A 20,225-nucleotide genomic window follows, 5' to 3' on the forward strand; every position below is an offset into this window, starting at 1 on the left:
TAGGGTGGTTGTTAATATGAGGCTAGAAGGTTTAGTATCACCTTTGAGTTCAAATGAAGATTTTAAAAATTTATTAAACAATATAAATTTAAATAAATTTCCTATAGGCACATATGGATTAGCGGATTCTGGCAAAAATTATTTTATTAGTAGTATATTTGCTAATGTAGATAAATCTTTAGTAATTTTTACTCATAGTGATGTGGAAGCTAGGAGAATATATGAAGATTTAAGTTTATATACAACGGAGGTATATTATTTACCTACTAAAGAAGTTGTATTTTATAATATTTATGCCATATCAGGAGATTTAAGATGGGAAAGACTTAAAGTTATAAATGAGGTTCTAAGTACTAAAAAGAAAATAATAGTTACGTGTATAGAATCTTTAGGTGCTACATATATACCTAAAGAGTTATATATAAAGTATACATTCAAAATGTCTGTTGGAGATATTATAGAAACCAAGTCATTGGAAGAAAAATTAGTAAAAAGCGGATATGAAAGAGTAGATATAGTAGAGAATAAAGGAGAGTTCTCTGTAAGAGGAGGGATAATAGATATATATCCTCCTATTTCATCAGAACCCTATAGATTGGAATTTTTTGGTGATGAGGTAGATTCTATAAGAAACTTTAATGTAAACTCTCAAAGAAGTATTGAAAAAGTTAATAGTATAAGTATATTCCCAGCTAAAGAAATTATACTTGAAGAAGAAAATATAAACTTAGGACTAAAAAATATAAAAGCTGATTTAGATAAATTGGTTGGTAATTTAAGTAAAAAGGAGGACAAAGAGAAGATACAAAGTATAATAAACAGTAATTTAGAGCAGTTAAATGAAAGCTGGTCTTTTGAAAATATAGATACTTTTCTTCCTTATTTCTACACAAAAACTAACAGCTTATTAGATTATATAGAAGATTCTTTTATTGTTATAGATGATGTTAAACGATGCTTAGGTAAGTTAGATAGTACTTATTTAGAGTTTAATGAAGATTATGATAAATTTTTAGAAAAAGGATATATATTACCTAAACAGGCTGAAATTGTTTATGATAAGGAAAGAATAATCGAACAGTTAGAATACAAAAAAATAATTACTATAGAAAACATAAAAAAAACTATAGATAAATTAAAGCCTAAGTCTGTTGTAACATTTAATCAAACAACTCTACAAGGTTATAATGGTAAAATTGAATTTTTGATAGAGGATATAAAAGAAAAGAAAAAAGAGAAATATAAAATACTAATTTTATCGGGAACTAGGAGTAGAGGAGAAAGATTAGTAAATCATCTTAGAGACATGGGAGTAGAGAGTTCATATAAGGATATAGTAAGAGAAATTAAACCCGGAGAAGTGGTTATAACTTTTGGAAATCAAACAAACGGATTTCAGTATTATGATATAAAATTAAGTGTTATATCTGACAAGGATATATTCGGACAATTTAAAAAGAAGGGGAAAAAGAAACAGAATAAAAAAGGAACAGGGAAAATTAAAAGTTTTACTGAGCTTAAACCGGGAGATTTTGTAGTTCATGCTAACCATGGTATTGGGGTATTTAAAGGTATAAAGCAATTAGAATTACAAGGGAACAAAAAGGATTATTTAGAGTTAATATATCATTCAGATGATAAGCTTTATGTACCAGTAGAACAGTTGGATATGGTGCAAAGATATATAGGCAGTGAGGGTAAAAAACCTAAAGTAAATAAGCTAGGAAGTTCAGAATGGACTAAAACTAAAAATAAGGTTAAAAAGTCCATAGAAGAAATTGCAGAGGATTTAGTAAAATTATATGCTATAAGAGCTACCCTAAAAGGTTATAAATATTCTGATGATACAGTATGGCAAAAGCAATTTGAAGAAGAATTTCCTTATGAAGAAACACCGGATCAAGTGTTGGCTATAGAGGATATAAAAAGGGATATGGAATCACCAAAACCTATGGATAGACTCTTATGCGGAGACGTAGGTTATGGTAAAACTGAAGTTGCTATAAGGGCGGCCTTTAAGGCAGTTATGGATGGGAAACAGGTAGCATTTTTAGTTCCTACTACCATATTAGCTCAACAACATTATAATAATTTCAAACAAAGATTTTCGGATTTCCCTGTAACAGTTGATGTTATAAGTAGATTTAGAACTTTATCCGAGCAAAAGGCTACTATAAAGTCCATTAAAGAAGGAAATGTAGATATATTAATAGGAACTCATAGAATTCTTCAAAAGGATATAAAATTTAAGGATTTAGGATTATTAATAATAGATGAGGAACAAAGATTTGGAGTAAAGCATAAAGAAAAAATGAAGAATTTAAAGAAAAATGTGGATGTCTTGACTCTAAGTGCTACCCCTATACCTAGGACTTTACATATGTCATTAGTAGGTGTTAGAGATATAAGTGTTATAGAAACTCCTCCAGAGGAAAGATATCCTGTTCAAACTTATGTAGTAGAGTATAATGATCAATTGATAAGAGATTCCATATTAAGGGAAATTAGTAGAGGTGGACAAATTTATTTTGTATATAATAGAGTTGAGAGTATCCATGAGATGGCGTCATATATATCAAAACTAGTACCAGAAGGAAGAGTTCAGATAGCCCATGGACAAATGAAAGAAAAAGAGTTAGAGAACGTAGTATTAGACTTCACAGAAAATAAATTTGATATATTAGTAGCTACAACAATAATAGAAACAGGCATGGATATAAAAAATGTTAACACTATGATTATATATGATGCAGATAAAATGGGACTATCTCAGCTATATCAATTAAGAGGAAGAGTAGGTAGAACAAATAGAATGGCATATTGCTACTTAACTTATAAAAGAGATAAGATACTTACAGAAGTAGCAGAAAAACGATTAAAAGCCATAAAGGATTTCACAGAATTAGGTTCAGGCTTTAAGATAGCCTTAAAGGATTTAGAAATAAGAGGAGCAGGTAATATGATGGGCTCTGCTCAACATGGACATATGGCTTCTATAGGCTATGATCTTTATTGCAGAATGCTTGAGGATACTATAAAGTTAGTTAGAGGTGATATAGATAAAGAGCCAGTAGAAACTTCAGTAGAGTTAAAAATAGATGCTTATATCCCAAATACTTATATAAAAGATGAAACACAAAAGATAGAAGTGTATAAAAAGATTGCATCTATAGATTCTAAAGAAGAGTTTATGGATATAGAAGAGGAATTAGAGGATAGATTTTCAGATATTCCAATATCTGTTTATAATTTAATGAATATATCTTATATAAGAAGCTTAGGTAAAAAACTTGATGTAGAAGAAATAAAAGAAATTTCAAATGAAGTTGTTTTTCAATTTGAAGACAAGAGTAGCTTAAAAGAAAAAATTGTGAAGATTATAATGGATAAGTATTCAAAGCAAGTAGCATTTAAATTAAGTGAAAAGCCTGCTATAGGTTATAGTATAAAGAATATAAAGAAAGAACAGGTCCTTTCAGTTATAAAAGATTTTTTAGAATATATAGTGGAGAACAATGAATAAATGAAGATTTTGTAGTATTGTTATTTATGTGGTAAAATTACTTTAATTGTGCAAAATAAAATGTTAAGAGTGGAGGAATATAGGGTGAAAAATGCAAAAAAATTATTAAGCGTATTGTGTTTAGGAATATTTATTTTAACATTCACAGCTTGTGATATGGTAGAAAAAACACCAGAAGCAAAAGCTAAAAGTACTATAGCTAAAGTAAATGGAGAAAAGATTCAGAGAAAAGATTTAGAGGAAAATCCTAGACTTAAACAAGTAGTTAATCAAATGAAAATGCAGTATGGTGAAGAATTTGAAAAAAGTGAACAAGGAAAAGAGGTTCTAAAGGAACAAAAGTCACAAATCTTGGATGAGCTTATAACAGAAAAAGTTTTATTACAAAAAGGTAAAGAATTAAAAGTTATTCCAAAGGATGAGGAATTAAACAAAGAAGTAGATAAAAAATTTAATGAAATAAAGGCAGTATATAATAATGATGAAAAGAAATTTGAAGAAACTTTAAAATCTACAGGATTTACTAAAGAAACTTTAAAAGAATACTTAAAAAGCCAAATAATAATAGAAAAAGTTATAAATGAAGCTACAAAGGATGTAAAAGTTGAAGATAAAGATGCCAAGAAGTATTATAATGAAAATCAAAGTATGTTCACAGAAAAGCCAAATACCATGAATGTATCACATATATTAGTTAAAACAGAAGATGAAGCTAAAAAAGTTAAAAAGAGATTAGATTCAAAAGAAGATTTTGCAAAGGTAGCAAAGGAAGTATCACAGGATCCAGGTTCTAAAGATAAGGGTGGATTATTAGGAGATATAAATTATAATGATGCTAATTTTGATCCTACATTTATGAAAGCAGCCATAGCACTTAAACAAGGCGCGGTTTCTAATGCAGTTCATACTCAATTTGGATATCATATTATAAAAATTAATAGTAAAAAAGAATATCCAGTTAAAAAATATGATGCTGTAAAAGAAGATATTAAAAAAGAATTAAAAATGGAAAAGCAAAAGGAAGCTTATACTAAAAAAATAGAAGAATGGAAAAAAGCTTCTAAGATAAAAACTTACGAAAAAAATCTATTATAATAAATAAAAATCATGTGTATAAATTACACATGATTTTTATTTGGAATAAAATTCTAAAAAGCTAGTTTATTTTACAGTTAAATGAAAAAATATAAAATGTAAATAACAATTATGCATAAAATTTCATAAATAGAAAGATAATATTACTACATAATAATACTAATATATTTAATTTTTAGTTAGAGGAGGAATAAAATAATGAAGGCAACAGGAATTGTTAGACGAATAGACGATTTGGGCAGAGTTGTTATACCGAAAGAAATAAGAAGAACTTTGAGAATAAGAGAAGGGGATCCTCTTGAAATATTTACTGATAGGGAAGGTGGAGTAATATTAAAAAAATATTCACCAATAGGTGATTTAAGCGAATTTTCAAAAGGGTATACTGATTCCCTTCAGCAAACCATAGGTAATATAGTTATGATTTGTGATAAAGATACTATAATATCAATTAGTGGAGCCCCTAAAAAAGAATATTTAGAGAAAAAAATAAGTTATGATCTAGAAAAAATAATAGAAGAAAGAAAAACTGTTTATTTTGGTGATGATAATAAAGCAGTTTCTATATATGATGATGAAGATATAGATGAAAAGTATTCAGCACAAGTTATATCACCTATAATAGCTGAAGGAGATACTGTTGGAGCTGTAATAATAGTATCAAAAGAAGGTGGAAAGAAATTTAATGAATTAGAGATGAAACTTGCAGAAACTGCTTCATCATTTTTAGGAAAACAAATGGAAGAATAATTTAATATACTTAATATGAACCTGTGCTTAGGCACAGGTTTTATTAATAAACTATAAAATTATAAAAATAAAAGTAATAATAACTCAGTTTTTAAAATACTAATAGGATAGTAGTATTACGGAGGTATTATTATGAAAAAACAATCTTTAATAAAGGGAACTTTTATATTAGGAAGTGCAGGAATAATTGCTAAATTTTTAGGATTATTTTTTAGATGGCCCTTACAAATGCTCATAGGAGATGAAGGTATTGGATACTATCAAATGTCCTATCCACTATATATGTTTTTTATAGCAGCTGCATCTGGAATACCTGTAGCAGTTTCTAAGTTAGTATCAGAAAGAAATGCAGTAAGAGATGAAGGTGGGATAATATCAGTTTTAAAAGAGGCTATGATATTTATGCTTATAATGGGGATGGGATTTACAATTATACTTTTATTATTTTCAAAAGATATAATAAGATTTTTAAAATGGGATACAAGATCCTATTACTCTTTGATAGGAATATCCTTAGCACCTTTTTTTATTTCTATAATGAGTGTGTTTAGAGGATTTTTTCAAGGAATGCAAAATATGAATTATACTGCTATATCACAAGTTATAGAGCAGTTAGGGAGAGTAATATTTGGAGTTGGACTTGCCTATATACTATTACCAATGGGGATAGAATATTCAGCGGGAGGAGCAGCTATAGGTGCAGCTGCAGGAGGTTTTTTAGGCGGAATTTATCTTTTTTTTAGATACTTAAGTGTGAAAAAAGAATTTAGGGTAAAAAAGGTAAAAAGAAATTTTAAAATAATGAATACTATACTTTATATGGCAATTCCTATATCTATAGGATCTGCAGTAGGGACTATCATGAGTTTAATAGATTCTGCATTAGTGCCACAGAAACTATTAGAAGCGGGATTTACATACAAACAATCGACTATATTATATGGCCAATTAACAGGGAAAGCATTTACTTTAGTTAACGTGCCTTTAACATTATCTGTATCTTTGTGTGCAGCGTTGGTACCTATAATTGCAGAAGATTATATATTAAATAGAAAAATGGAAGTTTTAAAAAAAGTAGAATTAGCTATTAAAATTTCTATGGTTATAGCCATACCTTCCTGTTTAGGACTTAACTTTATGGCTAAACCTATATTAAACTTAATATTTCCTGGGCAAGAAGCAGGATATGAAATATTAAAGTATTTAGCACTAAGTATACCATTTATAGTTTTGTGTCAAACTAGTACAGCTATATTACAGGGCGTAGGAAGGTATATAAGACCTATAGTTAACTTATGTATAGGATGTATATTTAAAATAGTAATTACATTGATTTTAGTTCCTATGAGCAATATAAATATATATGGTGCAGTTATAGGTACAATAGCTGGTTATGTAATATCAGCTGTATTAAATATGATGGCTCTAAAAAAGAGCTTAAATATAAGTATCAATTATTATGAAATTATGATAAAACCTCTTATTGCATCTACAATAATGATAATTGCAGTTGTATTTATTTACTTCTATGCCTATAATTATACCATAAGTAGTAAAATAGCTTGTTTAATAGCTGTATTTTTAGGAATGATAATCTATTTTATTATAATAGGATTAATTGGTATACTTGATTATACTTATATAAAGAGAAAAATCATAAAAAGATAAGGGTGAATTATTACATGATAAACATTATAGGATTAGGTCCAGGATCCAAAGAATCAATTACTTTAGGAACTATAGATAGTTTAAAAACTGTTGATAAAGTTTTTTTAAGGACAGAAAAACATCCTACAGTAGAATATATAAATAAATTAGGAATAACTTACGAAACTTTTGATGGAGAATATGAAGTAGGAGAAAGTTTTGATGATGTATATAACTCTATAGCAAAATCACTAATAGAAGCTAGTAAAAATTATTCAGATATAATATATGCAGTACCGGGGCATCCATTAGTTGCAGAAAAGTCTGTGGATATACTTATAAAGCTTTGCAGGCAAAACAATATAAAATTTAAAATATTACCAGCAGTAAGTTTTGTAGACGCCTTAATGGAAAGTTTACTTTTAGATCCAGTGGAAGGATTAAAAATAATAGACGCTTTTGATATAAAAAATCAAGTAATGGATAAGAGAATAGGTACTATAATTACACAAGTATATGATAAATTTATAGCTTCAGAGGTTAAATTAAATCTTATGAACTATTATAAAGATGATACAGAAATATTTTTTGTAAGAGCAGCGGGAATAGAGGGACTTGAGGAGATAAGAAAGATACCTTTATATGAATTAGATAGACAACATAACATAGATCATTTAACATCAGTATATATACCAAAGGTTTCAAATAATAACTATGATTTTATGGATTTATTAGATATAATGGATAAGCTAAGAGGAGAGGATGGATGTCCTTGGGATAAGGAACAAACTCATACTTCATTAAAAAAATACTTAATAGAAGAAAGTTATGAAGTTATAGAGGCTATAGATAATAAAGATGTGGATATGTTAATCGAAGAATTAGGAGATGTGCTCCTACAAGTAGTTTTTCATTCTCAAATTGGAAAAGAAGATGGCTTTTTTGAAATAAAAGATGTAATACAGTCTATATGTGATAAAATGATTAATAGACATCCTCATGTTTTTAGTGACTTAGAGATAAATAATTCAAATGAAGTTTTGGAAAATTGGGATAAGATAAAAAGTATGGAACAGGGAAATAAAACTTACACAGATAGCATAAGACACATTGCTAAAACACTACCAGCTTTAATGAGAGCAGATAAGGTTCAAAAGAAAGCAGCAAAAGTGGGATTTGATTGGGATAATATAGAAGATGCCATGAAAAAAATTACAGAGGAATATAAAGAGATAGAAGATGTATATAAAAGCAAAAATAAGGTAAAAATATTAGAAGAAATAGGTGATTTATTATTTTCAGTGGTAAATGTAGCAAGATTTCTTGACATTGACCCTGAAAATGCTTTAAATTATAGTATAGATAAATTTATAAATCGCTTTCAATACATAGAAGATGAAGCAATCTCTATGGGCAGAAATTTAGATAATATGTCTTTAGAAGAAATGGATGAATTATGGAAGGAAGCGAAAAATAAATAAACTCACTTATTTAAATAAAAACCATATTTAAAGAAGGATTTTTATAATAAGTGAAGAATAAGCTAATATGCGAATAATGTATAAAACTTTAAGTAGTAAACTACTTAATTTTAAGGAGGTAACAAAAGTGAATAAATCAGAATTAATTACAAGCATGGCAGAAAAATCAAAATTAACTAAAAAGGACGCAGAAGCAGCTTTAAAATCATTTATAGAAAGTGTTGAAGAAGCATTAGAAGGTGGCGAAAAAGTTCAATTAGTTGGCTTTGGTACTTTTGAAACTAGGGAAAGAGCTGAAAGAGTAGGTAGAAATCCAAGAACTAAAGAAGAAATAACTATACCTGCATCAATAGCACCTGTTTTCAAAGCAGGAAAAGAACTAAAAGAAAAAGTAAACAAAAAATAAATAATAAATATAAAAAACCTAGGTTTTAATCTGGGTTTTTTGTTTATTTATATAAAGTTAAGGGGGAAAGGATTTGCGTTTAGATAAATTTCTTAAAGTTTCAAGAATAATAAAAAGAAGAACTGTAGCTAAAGAGGCTTGTGAAAACGAAAGGGTTCTTGTTAATTCTAAGATAGCTAAACCTGGTACTGAAGTTAAAGAGGGAGATCTCTTAGAAATACAATATGCTAATAAAACTATGAAGTATGAAATAATATCTGTTTTAGAGCATGTAAAAAAAGAAGATGCTGAAAATATGTATAAAATTATATAAGTTTCAAAATAAAAGGTTCTAAAAGTTTTCAAAATATGATTTTTTAGAACCTTTTATTTTATTGTAATATACAATAATGAATGAGCATATATTATTTATAAGTAGAGGGGGATATTTATGGAAAAGAAAGAGTTTAAGAATGATGATAAAATAAGTAATTTAAATTTAGAGAGCAGAAAAAAGTTAATTTTAAGCGGCATTAATGAAGTTATAAGCTTTAATGAAGAAGAAATTATGTTAAAGACAACCCTAGGAGATTTGGATATAAAAGGATCAAATTTAAAAATGAATAAATTAGATGTACAAAATGGAGATGTTGTAATAGTAGGTACTATAAATTCTTGTGCTTATCTTAATGATCAATCTAAAGCTAACAGGAGCAATATATTTTCAAAACTATTTAAGTAGGAGATTTGTATAGTATGGTTATATCTATAAGTAAACAATTGGGATTATTAATTTTTAGTTTTTTATCTGGTTTAATAACGGGTGTTTTTTTTGACATTTATAGAAGTATAAGGATGGATAAAAATTTAAGCCCTATTATAAAAATTATTGAAGATATATTATTTTGGTGTTTAGCTGCTATAGCAATATTCATATTTTTGTTATATAATAATTGTGCCTTTATAGGGATATATGTATACCTATGGATTGCTATAGGTTTATACATATATATATTTTTTATAAGCAAATATTTAAATCCTATATTTATTTGTATGGTTGAAAATATAAATAAATTTTTTAGGATAGCAATTAATATAATAGTGTATCCCTTTAAAATACTCATATATAAAATAAAATCTAATAAAATGCATTAATTTTTAATATAATTTTCAAAAATAACTTGAAGAAAATTTTAAATATAATAAAATATAACTATAAGGTTTATATTTTATAAAGGGAAGTTATATTATGAAAAAAATTAATGTAAAGAAGTTAATACTTTTCTTAGCTATAGTTTATATTGCAGTTATTTTTATAAATCAGCAAATAACTATGCATAAAATCAAGGACCAAATAAGTGAAAAGAAAATTGAGTTAAAAGAAGTTAAAGAAAAAAATCAAAAATTACAGGATGAAGTCAAATTATCTAAATCAAAAGATTACATAGAAAAGTTAGCTAGAGAAAGATTAAGACTTATAAAGAAAGGGGAGACTCCTGTAATAAACAACACACAATAAAATTGTTTTTAAATTTAAATTATATATACATTATTTATTAAGGAGGAGTCTTATTAATATGACTTTGAATGCAGGTAGTATACTTGAAGGTACAGTAGTTAACATTACAAATTTTGGAGCCTTTGTTGAAATTGAAGGTAAAACAGGTTTAGTACACATATCTGAAGTATCAGATAGTTATGTAAAAGACATTAGAGAATATTTAAAAGAACAGGATAAAGTAAAGGTTAAAGTTATTTCAATAGATGATAAAGGAAAAATAAGTTTATCTATTAAGCAAGCTATGCAACAGAAAAAATCTTGTAAGCCAGCGGAAATTGATTGGTCAAGAGAAAAGTCTAAAAAGAATGAAGTAAATTTTGAAGATAGATTATCTAAATTCTTAAAAGACAGTGAAGAAAGATTCCAAGATTTAAAAAAGCATCAAGATTCTAGAGGTAGAGGAAGTAAGAAAAGCTATTAAAACAAAAGGCCTTAAGGGCCTTTTTATTTATTTTAAAAAAAATAAAATAAAGTGTTGACATAGTATAGTTTGTGGGATATAATTATTTATGTCGTCAGCAATGAGACAAAAACACAAAATAAAATAACGTGCTGGAGTGGCGGAACTGGCAGACGCACAGGACTTAAAATCCTGCGGGCCTAACAGCCCGTACCGGTTCGATTCCGGTCTTCAGCACCAATATCGCGGGGTGGAGCAGTTGGTAGCTCGTCGGGCTCATAACCCGAAGGTCGTAGGTTCAAGTCCTGCCCCCGCAACCATTGTGGCGGAATAGCTCAGCTGGCTAGAGCATTCGGTTCATACCCGAAGTGTCGTAGGTTCAAGTCCTATTTCCGCTACCATTTACTTAAAATATTATATAACACACAATGTGCTGGAGTGGCGGAACTGGCAGACGCACAGGACTTAAAATCCTGCGGGCCTAACAGCCCGTACCGGTTCGATTCCGGTCTTCAGCACCAAATATCGCGGGGTGGAGCAGTTGGTAGCTCGTCGGGCTCATAACCCGAAGGTCGCAGGTTCAAGTCCTGTCCCCGCAACCAATTATTTTTTGGCAAAATAAATTAGCTTTGATTTTTGTATTTAGTACTAATGTCGCGGAGTGGAGCAGTTGGCAGCTCGTCGGGCTCATAACCCGAAGGTCGTAGGTTCGAGTCCTGCCTCCGCAACCAATTATTTTTTGGCGGAATAGCTCAGCTGGCTAGAGCATTCGGTTCATACCCGAAGTGTCGTAGGTTCAAGTCCTATTTCCGCTACCACATAAAAAGAGAGATTCTATTTAGATAGAATCTCTCTTTTTTTATAATGTGTTATATTTCCTATAAAAAATACACTAAACTTTTTATTAAATACATATTAATACTATAAGCATAAAAATATGAATTTTTTCTATTTATATTTCTTATTAAATATTAAATTATTTTGTTTACTGTATTATTTTTCCTATAAATGTCTAAAAAAAATAATTATAAAAAATATTAGAAAGAAATGTCCTAAAAAAAATTAGATGCGACTTCAGCTTATGACAATTATTTCCAGACGCCCTTGATATAATTGAGAAGTAACTTAATGGGGGTGATTAATTATTATGCAATATGGCGCAGAACTTTTACCATACCAAAGATTAAAAAAAATAGAAAAGCAAAAGTATAAAAAATCTATTAATTTCAAGTCTATTGTAAATATGATAATTTTCTTTATGAGCTCTTTTTTAGTAAGTAGAGTAATTTTTATTAATAACATGGCTCCTTTTGGGATAGCTTTTTTATTATCTATATCTAGACAAAAAGAATATAACAAATATTTATTTATATCAGCTGTTGGTTCTGTTATAGGATATATATCTTTAAAAAATAATATAGGGTATATATCTTTAAATATATTAGAAGTAGCAACCATAACACTTTCATCTTATATATTTAAAAATGTAGAGGATAAAAAAAATACCATAATTATATATATGATCATATACTTAGAGATATTCGCATATAAAATTTTTGTTACTAAAATTTCAACAACTATGGCTATGTTGGGAGCTACTTTTGAAATAGGTTGTATTTTCCCAATATACTATATTATTAATTATTCAATTTTATGTTTTAAGAATATAAATACTAGTCATTTATATTCCAATGAAGAAATAGTAAGTATGGCTATTACATTATCTCTTGTGGTTTCAGGAACTTGGGGAGCTAATATAGCAGGAATAAATTTAATGAATTTAATATCTATTACTATGATATTAATTATAGGATATGTAAAGGGAAGTACTAGTGCTTCAGCTATTGGTGTGGCTATGGGGGCTATAGTAGGATTAAGTTCTAACAACATGATGATTTATATTTCTATATATGGATTATGTGGGCTTATATCTGGAGTTTTCAAAGAAACAGGTAAGTTGATGACTGGCATATCTTATTTGGTTAGTTTTTTAATATTAAAATTTTATTCTAATATTAACTATGATTTTAAGATAATAGAAGTGTTAATATCTTTAACTCTATTTTATATAATACCTAATAAATTATATATGAAAATGGAGTATGAATTAGATTATCAAAAGAAACAAGAAAATTTGCAAGAAAACTATATGGACAAGATCAAAGGTATTCTTACGGATAAATTGGGCAATTTTTCCGATGTATTATATAATATGGGAAATGTGTTGGAAAAATTAGTAGATAATGAAAAATTAGCTATGAAAAATAAAAGTGGTGCATTAATAGAAAATTTAGCAGATAGAGTTTGTAGCAACTGTAACATGAATCATATATGCTGGAAGAGAGAAGGATATTATACTTATAATGCCCTAGGGGAGTTAATACAAAATTATCAAGAGAATAGGAAAGAACTTCCTTATGAAATAGAAAGAAAATGTGTAAAGAGAACTCAACTTATTAATAATACAGAAGATATAGTAAATAATTATATAATAAACGAAATGTGGAAAAAAAGACTTAGTGAATGTAGGGAAGTGTTAGCGAATCAAATAAATACAATGGCTTATTCTGTTGAGGAGATTACAAAAGAATTTGGACAAAGTATTAGATTTAGTAATTTAACAGAAAAAGATATTAGAAGAATGTTGAATAAGAATAATATAAAATATAAAGATATATTTTGTTATAATAATGAAAATGGGAGACTTATAATAAATTTAAAAATAGATGCTTGTACAGGAAAGCAGAAATGTGTAAAAGAAATATTGCCCCTAATAAATAAGGTTACAGGTAAATTAATGTGCGTGGCTAATGAAAGCTGTAACTTAGATTTAAAAAATAATGACTGTAATATAATTTTTGAGGAAACACCTAAATATCATGTAGCTTCTTATGTTAATAAGACAGCAAAAGATGGGGAACAATGTAATGGGGATAGTTATTCTTTTGGAAAATTAAAAAGTGGTAGTTATATGACTATAATAAGTGATGGCATGGGATCCGGACCTCAAGCAGTTCAAGAAAGCAGTGCAGTAGTTGAACTTATTGAAAGGTTTGCTCAATCAGGATTTAGTAAACTTATAGCTATAAATACAATAAATTCTATAATGAGCATAAAATTTTCTCAGGATGAAAAGTTTTCAACAGTAGATTTATCAAATATAGATTTATATGAAGGAAAAGTAGATTTTATGAAAGTAGGGGCAGTAGCTAGTTTTATAAAACGAGGAACAGATGTATATACTATTAAGTCTAAAACATTGCCAATAGGGGTTTTGGACAAAGTAGATATTGATATTGAAACAAGGGATTTAAAAAATGGAGATATAATAGTAATGGTAAGTGATGGGGTTCTAGATTATGAAAGTAGCTCTGCAGGTAAGGTAGAATGGGTAGTAGAATTTTTAAAAAACACCACATTAAATAATCCTAAAGAAATAAGTGAAGAGTTAATAGAAAATGCTAAAAAATTAAGTAAAGGTAAGGTAAAGGATGATATGACCGCAATAGTACAAAAAGTGTATAGTTTATATTAAAATATAGAAAGAGAATATAAAGTTAGGTAGTAAATACTTAATTTGTTTAAATATTCTCTTTTTTTTATATAAAACCCCGCTAAAAGTATAATGATTAGAGTATTTTTATGGTATAATGTTTTAATATAAAGGTATAAGGTGTGTTTTTATGAAAGATGTGGTTATAAATACTATAAAGAAATATAATATGATTGAAGACAATGACAAAATAATAGTAGGTGTATCTGGTGGACCAGATTCTATGTGTCTTTTACATATGTTATGTTTATTAAAAGATGAACTAAGAATAAAGGATATATATGTGGCTCATATAAATCATGGTGTTAGGGGAGCAGAATCAGATGCTGATGAAAAATATGTAGAGAATTTTTGTTATATGAATAATTTAGGCTTTTTTTCTAAAACAATAGATATGAACAAAATGGCTAAAGAAAAGGGAATATCTAGTGAAAGCGCAGGAAGAGAAGCAAGGTATGATTTTTTTAATTATTTAAGAAAAGAGCTGGGAGCTCAAAAAATAGCAACAGCTCATAATGCAAATGACCAAGCAGAAACTGTGCTTATGAGAATAATGAGGGGAACAGGATTACAGGGATTAATAGGTATAAATCCGATAAGAGATGGTGTATATATAAGGCCTTTAATAAGTGTATTAAGAGAAAACATAGAATATTATTGTGAAAAATATAAACTAAATCCTAGGATAGATAAAACTAATTTACAAAGTATATATACAAGAAATAAAATTAGATTAGAATTAATACCTTATATAAAAGATAATTTTAATGAAGATATAGTAAATACTTTATGTAGATTTTCTAATATAGTTTCTAAAGACAATAGCTATTTAGAGGAAGTATCGAAAGATAAATTTCAAATATACTGTACTAAAAAAACACAAAGGGTAATAATAGATAAGAGAGCTTTTTTAGAGCATGAAAGTATTTCAACTCGAATATTAAGAGAGGCTATACTTTATATAAATAAAAACTTATATAATCTTGAAATGAAGAATATATATGATATCTTAGAATTAAGTTTAAATACAACGGGTAAATTTATAAACTTACCTAACAATATAAGAGCCGAAAACATTTATGGAGATATACATTTATATAAAGAATGCAATGATATAAATGATATTCATTGTGAACTTAAAATAGGACGTAATAAAATAGAAGATTTAAATATTAATTTAAAAATATATTCTATAAAAGATCATAATCACAATATAAATGATAATAAATATGTACAATATTTTGATTATGATAAAATAAGTAATGAAAAAATTTATTTAAGAAATAGAAAACATGGAGATAAATTTACTCCATTAGGAATGAAAGGTAGCAAGAAATTAAAAGATTTCTTTATAGACCTAAAAATTCCAAGGGAAGAAAGAGATAGGCTAGAACTTCTATGTTTTGGGGATGAAATAGCTTGGATTATAGCCTACAGAACAAGTAATAATTTTAAAGTAGATAAGAATACAAAAAATGTATTAGAAATAACTGTTGAAAGAGGGGAACCAAATGGATCTAATAAGTAGGGATATAGAAAAAATACTTATATCTGAAGAAAAAATACAAAACAAAATAAATGAATTAGGAGAGCAAATTAGTAAGGATTATGATGGTAAAGATTTAATGCTAATAGGTATATTAAAGGGGTCTGTACCTTTTATGGCAGATTTACTAAAAAGAATAACTATACCTTGTACTATGGATTTTATGGCAGTGTCTAGCTATGGAAACTCCACTACATCCTCAGGAGTAGTTAGAATATTAAAGGATTTAGATTTTGAAATAGAAGGTAAAGATATTCTTATAGTAGAAGATATAATAGACTCTGGTATAACATTAAAATATTTATTAGAAAATTTACGTGCTAGAAAACCTGCTAGTATAAACATAGCTTGTTTGCTTAATAAGGAAGAAAGAAGAAAAGCAGAAATTGATGTTCATTATTTAGGTTTTAATGTTCCTGATTATTTTCTTGTAGGATATGGATTAGATTTTGCAGAAAAATATAGAAATCTACCTTATATTGGAATATTAAAAGAGGAAGTTTATAAATAATTAATATTCAATTTATTGTAAACAAATTTTTGTTATGATACAATTTTACAGTATAAAACTAGAAAGTGAGGGTGGCCAAATATGAAAAAATTTTCAAGTGCAACGGCCTGGATTGTTGTTCTTATATTAGTTATATTCTCATCTTTAATGCTTGTTAGAACTGGAACTAACTCTACAGCTATTAATTTTAGTGAATTCCAAAAAAGTTGGATACAAAACGACATTAAAAGTTTTCAAGTTAAAGATGATAAAATGACAGTAGTTGGAACATTAAAAAATGGCACACAATATGAAACAGTAGTTCCTTCAGAAAGATTGTTTCAATTTATAAATGAGCATCCTAAAAATGGAGAAGTGAAAGAAGTTTATGTTAAACCAGCATCAGTACCTATATGGGTACAATATTTACCTATGATACTAATAGTTTTAATGCTTTTAGGATTTTGGTTTATGTTTATGCAACAAGCACAGGGTGGTGGCGGAAATAGAAATGTTATGAACTTTGGAAAGAGTAAAGCCAAAATGGCCACACCAGATAAGAAAAAAGTAACTTTTGATGATGTTGCAGGAGCTGATGAGGAAAAGGAAGAGTTAGCAGAAATAGTAGATTTTCTTAAGTCTCCTAAAAGATATATAGATATGGGAGCTAGAATACCTAAAGGAGTATTATTAGTAGGACCTCCAGGAACAGGTAAAACTCTTTTAGCTAAGGCTATTGCAGGAGAAGCAGGAGTACCTTTTTTTAGTATATCAGGTTCAGACTTTGTTGAAATGTTTGTAGGTGTTGGAGCATCTAGAGTTAGAGACTTATTTGAGCAAGCTAAGAAGAATTCACCTTGCATAGTTTTTATAGATGAAATTGATGCTGTAGGAAGACAAAGAGGCGCTGGTTTAGGCGGTGGTCATGATGAAAGAGAACAAACTTTGAATCAATTATTAGTTGAAATGGATGGTTTTGGTGCTAATGAAGGTATAATAATGATTGCAGCAACAAATAGACCAGATATATTAGATCCAGCCTTATTAAGACCAGGAAGATTTGATAGACAAATAGTTGTTGGAGCACCAGATGTAAAAGGTAGAGAGGCTATATTAAAGGTTCACTCAAAAAATAAACATTTAGCAGAAGAAATAAAGTTAGAAATACTGGCCAAAAGGACACCAGGATTTACAGGGGCAGACTTAGAAAATTTAATGAATGAATCTGCACTTTTAGCAGTAAGAAAGAGAAAAGAATTAATAGATATGGAAGATCTAGAAGAAGCAGTTACAAGAGTAATAGCTGGACCAGAAAAGAAGAGCAGAGTAATAGATGAAGAAGATAGAAAATTAACTGCTTACCATGAAGCCGGTCATGCTGTTGTTATGAAACTTCTTCCCCATGCAGACCCAGTTCATCAAATAAGTATAGTTCCAAGAGGTATGGCAGGTGGATATACTATGCATTTACCAGAAAAGGATAGCTCATATATGTCCAAATCTAAATTAGAAGATGAAATTGTAGGTTTATTAGGCGGAAGAGTAGCAGAAAAGTTAATTATAGGAGACATAAGTACAGGAGCTAAAAATGATATAGATAGAGCTACAACAATAGCTAGAAAAATGGTCATGGATTATGGTATGAGTAATACATTAGGCCCAATAGCTTTTGGATCAGGGCATGATGAAGTTTTCTTAGGAAGAGATCTTGGAAAGGGAAGAAACTTCAGCGAAGATGTAGCCTATAAGATAGATCAAGAAATAAAAAAATTAATAGATACTGGATATAATGAAGCAGAAAGACTTTTAAATGAAAATATATCTAAATTACATGCTGTAGCCCAAGAATTGCTTAAAAAAGAAAAATTAGAGGCAAATGAATTTGAAGAAATATTCAAAAATAGTTAGAATAAAAGGGTAGATGTTTTATCATCTGCTCTTTTTTATATATCAAAATAAATATAAGATGATATAATTAATAATAAAAATAATTTCTATGAAATGGGTGATATAGTAAAGTTAAAAAAATTATTAAACAGTGAATAAATAATTATTCAATTACACAGGAATAATTAATAGGGTACACATTATAAGTAAGGGGGAATATATAAATGGTTAAATCCGATATAGAAATAGCACAAGAATCTAAAATGGAAAATATAAAAAATATAGCTGAAAAGATAGGGTTAACAGAAGAAGATATAGATTTATATGGAAAATATAAATGTAAAATTTCTTTAGATGTTTTAAAGCGTAATAAAGATAAAAAAGATGGTAAACTAATCTTAGTTACAGCTATAAATCCTACTCCAGCAGGAGAAGGAAAATCTACAGTTACAGTGGGATTAGGGCAAGCTTTATGGAAGAAAAATAAAAAAGCAGTTATAGCATTAAGAGAACCTTCTTTAGGACCTGTATTTGGTATAAAAGGAGGTGCAGCTGGAGGTGGATACTCTCAGGTTGTACCTATGGAAGATATAAACCTTCATTTTACAGGGGATATGCATGCTATTACTTCAGCCAATAATTTACTAGCAGCTGCTATAGATAATCATATTCATCAAGGGAATATTTTGAAGATTGACCAAAGAAGAATTCTTTTTAAAAGAGTTATGGATATGAACGATAGAGCTTTAAGAAATGTAATTGTAGCCTTAGGTGGAAAAATAAATGGATTTCCAAGAGAAGATGGATTTATGATAACCGTAGCTTCAGAGATTATGGCTATATTATGTTTAGCAGAAAATCTTATGGATCTTAAAAATAAAATGGGAGAAATATTAGTAGCTTATAGTACGGAGGGTAATCCTATATACTGTAAGGATTTAGAGGTTCAAGGAGCTATGGCATTATTAATGAAAGATGCTATAAAACCTAATTTAGTTCAAACTTTAGAAAACACTCCTGCTATTATACATGGTGGACCTTTCGCTAATATAGCTCATGGATGTAATAGCATATTAGGAACAAAAATGGCCTTGAAATTAGGAGATTATGTAATAACAGAAGCAGGCTTTGGAGCGGATTTGGGAGCAGAAAAGTTTTTTGATATTAAGTGTAGAAAAGCTAATTTAAAACCAAATTGTGTAGTTATAGTAGCTACAGTAAGAGCTTTAAAATATAATGGTGGAATTCCTAAGGAAAATCTAAAGGAACAAAATATAGAAGCATTATCTATGGGAATAGAAAATCTAGGAAAACATATAGAGAATGTTAATAAGTTTGGCGTACCAGCAGTAGTTGCTATAAATAAATTTATATCAGATACAGAAGAGGAAATAGAGTTCATAAAAAAATATTGTAAAGAACTAGGTGCAGAAGTATCCATAGCAGAGGTATGGGAAAAAGGCGGAAATGGTGGCTTAGAATTAGCTGATAAAGTTTTAGATACTATAGAAAAGAAAGAGAGTAAATTTAATCCTATATATGAGGAAACTCTTAATATAAAAGAAAAAATAGAAACAATTGCCCAGGAAATATATGGAGCAGAAGGGGTAGATTATTCTAAAGAGGCAGAAAAGCAAATAACAGAAATAGAAAAATTAGATTTAGATAAAAAGCCTGTATGTATGGCAAAAACTCAGTATTCTTTATCAGATGATGCTAAACTATTAGGGAGACCTTGTGGATTTAGAATTAATGTTAAAGAAGTTAGAATATCCAATGGGGCTGGATTTATAGTTGTGTTAACAGGAAATGTTATGACTATGCCAGGTTTACCTAAGAAACCTGCAGCTAACAATATGGATGTATTATCAGATGGCAATATAGTTGGACTATTCTAACATTAATAT

The 20,225-nt window shown here is 28.4% G+C and carries 16 protein-coding genes and 7 tRNA genes; all 23 read left to right on the forward strand.

Translation table 11 applies throughout. The features are described from left to right. Positions 1 to 16: 16 nt before the first annotated feature. The 23 genes from mfd (at position 17) to ACYUEW_RS13455 (ending at position 20,216) form a co-directional block, all read left to right on the forward strand. Positions 17 to 3,523 (forward strand): transcription-repair coupling factor, encoded by a 3,507-nt coding sequence (mfd, locus tag ACYUEW_RS13345; RefSeq protein ID WP_042386055.1) that lies wholly within the window; start codon positions 17 to 19, stop codon positions 3,521 to 3,523. Positions 3,524 to 3,607: 84 nt separating this feature from the next. Continuing rightward, positions 3,608 to 4,618, forward strand: a complete 1,011-nt coding sequence (locus ACYUEW_RS13350; protein ID WP_042386058.1) for a peptidylprolyl isomerase — start codon at positions 3,608 to 3,610, stop codon at positions 4,616 to 4,618. A 198-nt stretch (positions 4,619 to 4,816) separates the two neighbouring features. Further along, a complete protein-coding gene (spoVT, locus tag ACYUEW_RS13355; RefSeq protein WP_003488225.1) occupies positions 4,817 to 5,368 on the forward strand; it encodes a stage V sporulation protein T in 552 nt (183 codons plus the stop codon). Positions 5,369 to 5,500: 132 nt separating this feature from the next. Next, positions 5,501 to 7,036, forward strand: coding sequence for a putative polysaccharide biosynthesis protein (locus ACYUEW_RS13360; RefSeq protein ID WP_003488226.1), 1,536 nt, complete (start codon positions 5,501 to 5,503; stop codon positions 7,034 to 7,036). A gap of 14 nt (positions 7,037 to 7,050) precedes the next feature. Beyond that, on the forward strand, positions 7,051 to 8,496 hold the full coding sequence (gene yabN / locus ACYUEW_RS13365) for a bifunctional methyltransferase/pyrophosphohydrolase YabN (protein WP_003488228.1): 1,446 nt from the start codon (positions 7,051 to 7,053) through the stop codon (positions 8,494 to 8,496). A 127-nt stretch (positions 8,497 to 8,623) separates the two neighbouring features. After that, the gene (locus tag ACYUEW_RS13370) at positions 8,624 to 8,902 is read left to right on the forward strand and encodes an HU family DNA-binding protein (protein WP_042386062.1); all 279 of its coding nucleotides are present in this window, start codon (positions 8,624 to 8,626) and stop codon (positions 8,900 to 8,902) included. 73 nt (positions 8,903 to 8,975) lie between these two features. Further along, positions 8,976 to 9,215, forward strand: coding sequence for an RNA-binding S4 domain-containing protein (locus ACYUEW_RS13375; protein WP_003361721.1), 240 nt, complete (start codon positions 8,976 to 8,978; stop codon positions 9,213 to 9,215). A 117-nt stretch (positions 9,216 to 9,332) separates the two neighbouring features. Then, positions 9,333 to 9,623 carry a sporulation protein YabP gene (gene yabP / locus ACYUEW_RS13380; protein ID WP_003488231.1) on the forward strand — a complete coding sequence of 97 codons (291 nt, stop codon included), beginning with the start codon at positions 9,333 to 9,335 and terminating at the stop codon, positions 9,621 to 9,623. Positions 9,624 to 9,637: 14 nt separating this feature from the next. Next, positions 9,638 to 10,036, forward strand: coding sequence for a spore cortex biosynthesis protein YabQ (yabQ, locus tag ACYUEW_RS13385; protein WP_003488233.1), 399 nt, complete (start codon positions 9,638 to 9,640; stop codon positions 10,034 to 10,036). 94 nt (positions 10,037 to 10,130) lie between these two features. Further along, entirely contained in the window at positions 10,131 to 10,400 is a 270-nt protein-coding gene (locus tag ACYUEW_RS13390) for an FtsB family cell division protein (protein ID WP_003488235.1), read from the forward strand. A 58-nt stretch (positions 10,401 to 10,458) separates the two neighbouring features. Continuing rightward, positions 10,459 to 10,863 (forward strand): S1 domain-containing RNA-binding protein, encoded by a 405-nt coding sequence (locus ACYUEW_RS13395; RefSeq protein WP_003361716.1) that lies wholly within the window; start codon positions 10,459 to 10,461, stop codon positions 10,861 to 10,863. 130 nt (positions 10,864 to 10,993) lie between these two features. Next, positions 10,994 to 11,082, forward strand: a tRNA-Leu gene (locus ACYUEW_RS13400). 4 nt (positions 11,083 to 11,086) lie between these two features. Then, positions 11,087 to 11,162: transfer RNA gene (locus ACYUEW_RS13405), tRNA-Met, on the forward strand. Between the two features lie 4 nt (positions 11,163 to 11,166). Further along, positions 11,167 to 11,243, forward strand: a tRNA-Met gene (locus tag ACYUEW_RS13410). Positions 11,244 to 11,274: 31 nt separating this feature from the next. Continuing rightward, positions 11,275 to 11,363: transfer RNA gene (locus ACYUEW_RS13415), tRNA-Leu, on the forward strand. Positions 11,364 to 11,368: 5 nt separating this feature from the next. Next, positions 11,369 to 11,444: transfer RNA gene (locus tag ACYUEW_RS13420), tRNA-Met, on the forward strand. A gap of 53 nt (positions 11,445 to 11,497) precedes the next feature. Then, positions 11,498 to 11,573 (forward strand) — tRNA-Met (locus ACYUEW_RS13425). Positions 11,574 to 11,583: 10 nt separating this feature from the next. Next, positions 11,584 to 11,660 (forward strand) — tRNA-Met (locus ACYUEW_RS13430). A 329-nt stretch (positions 11,661 to 11,989) separates the two neighbouring features. Continuing rightward, on the forward strand, positions 11,990 to 14,377 hold the full coding sequence (spoIIE, locus tag ACYUEW_RS13435) for a stage II sporulation protein E (RefSeq protein WP_003488237.1): 2,388 nt from the start codon (positions 11,990 to 11,992) through the stop codon (positions 14,375 to 14,377). A 148-nt stretch (positions 14,378 to 14,525) separates the two neighbouring features. Continuing rightward, entirely contained in the window at positions 14,526 to 15,923 is a 1,398-nt protein-coding gene (gene tilS / locus ACYUEW_RS13440) for a tRNA lysidine(34) synthetase TilS (protein WP_460276916.1), read from the forward strand. Next, complete coding sequence (gene hpt, locus ACYUEW_RS13445) at positions 15,907 to 16,452, forward strand: hypoxanthine phosphoribosyltransferase (protein WP_003488241.1); 546 nt, start codon at positions 15,907 to 15,909, stop codon at positions 16,450 to 16,452. Before tilS ends, hpt begins: the two co-directional genes overlap by 17 nt. Positions 16,453 to 16,533: 81 nt before the next feature. Continuing rightward, positions 16,534 to 18,339, forward strand: a complete 1,806-nt coding sequence (gene ftsH / locus ACYUEW_RS13450; RefSeq protein ID WP_003488243.1) for an ATP-dependent zinc metalloprotease FtsH — start codon at positions 16,534 to 16,536, stop codon at positions 18,337 to 18,339. A 203-nt stretch (positions 18,340 to 18,542) separates the two neighbouring features. Then, positions 18,543 to 20,216, forward strand: a complete 1,674-nt coding sequence (locus ACYUEW_RS13455) for a formate--tetrahydrofolate ligase (protein WP_003488245.1) — start codon at positions 18,543 to 18,545, stop codon at positions 20,214 to 20,216. Positions 20,217 to 20,225 lie beyond the last annotated feature (9 nt).

Source organism: Clostridium sp. CTA-1 (assembly GCF_054768215.1).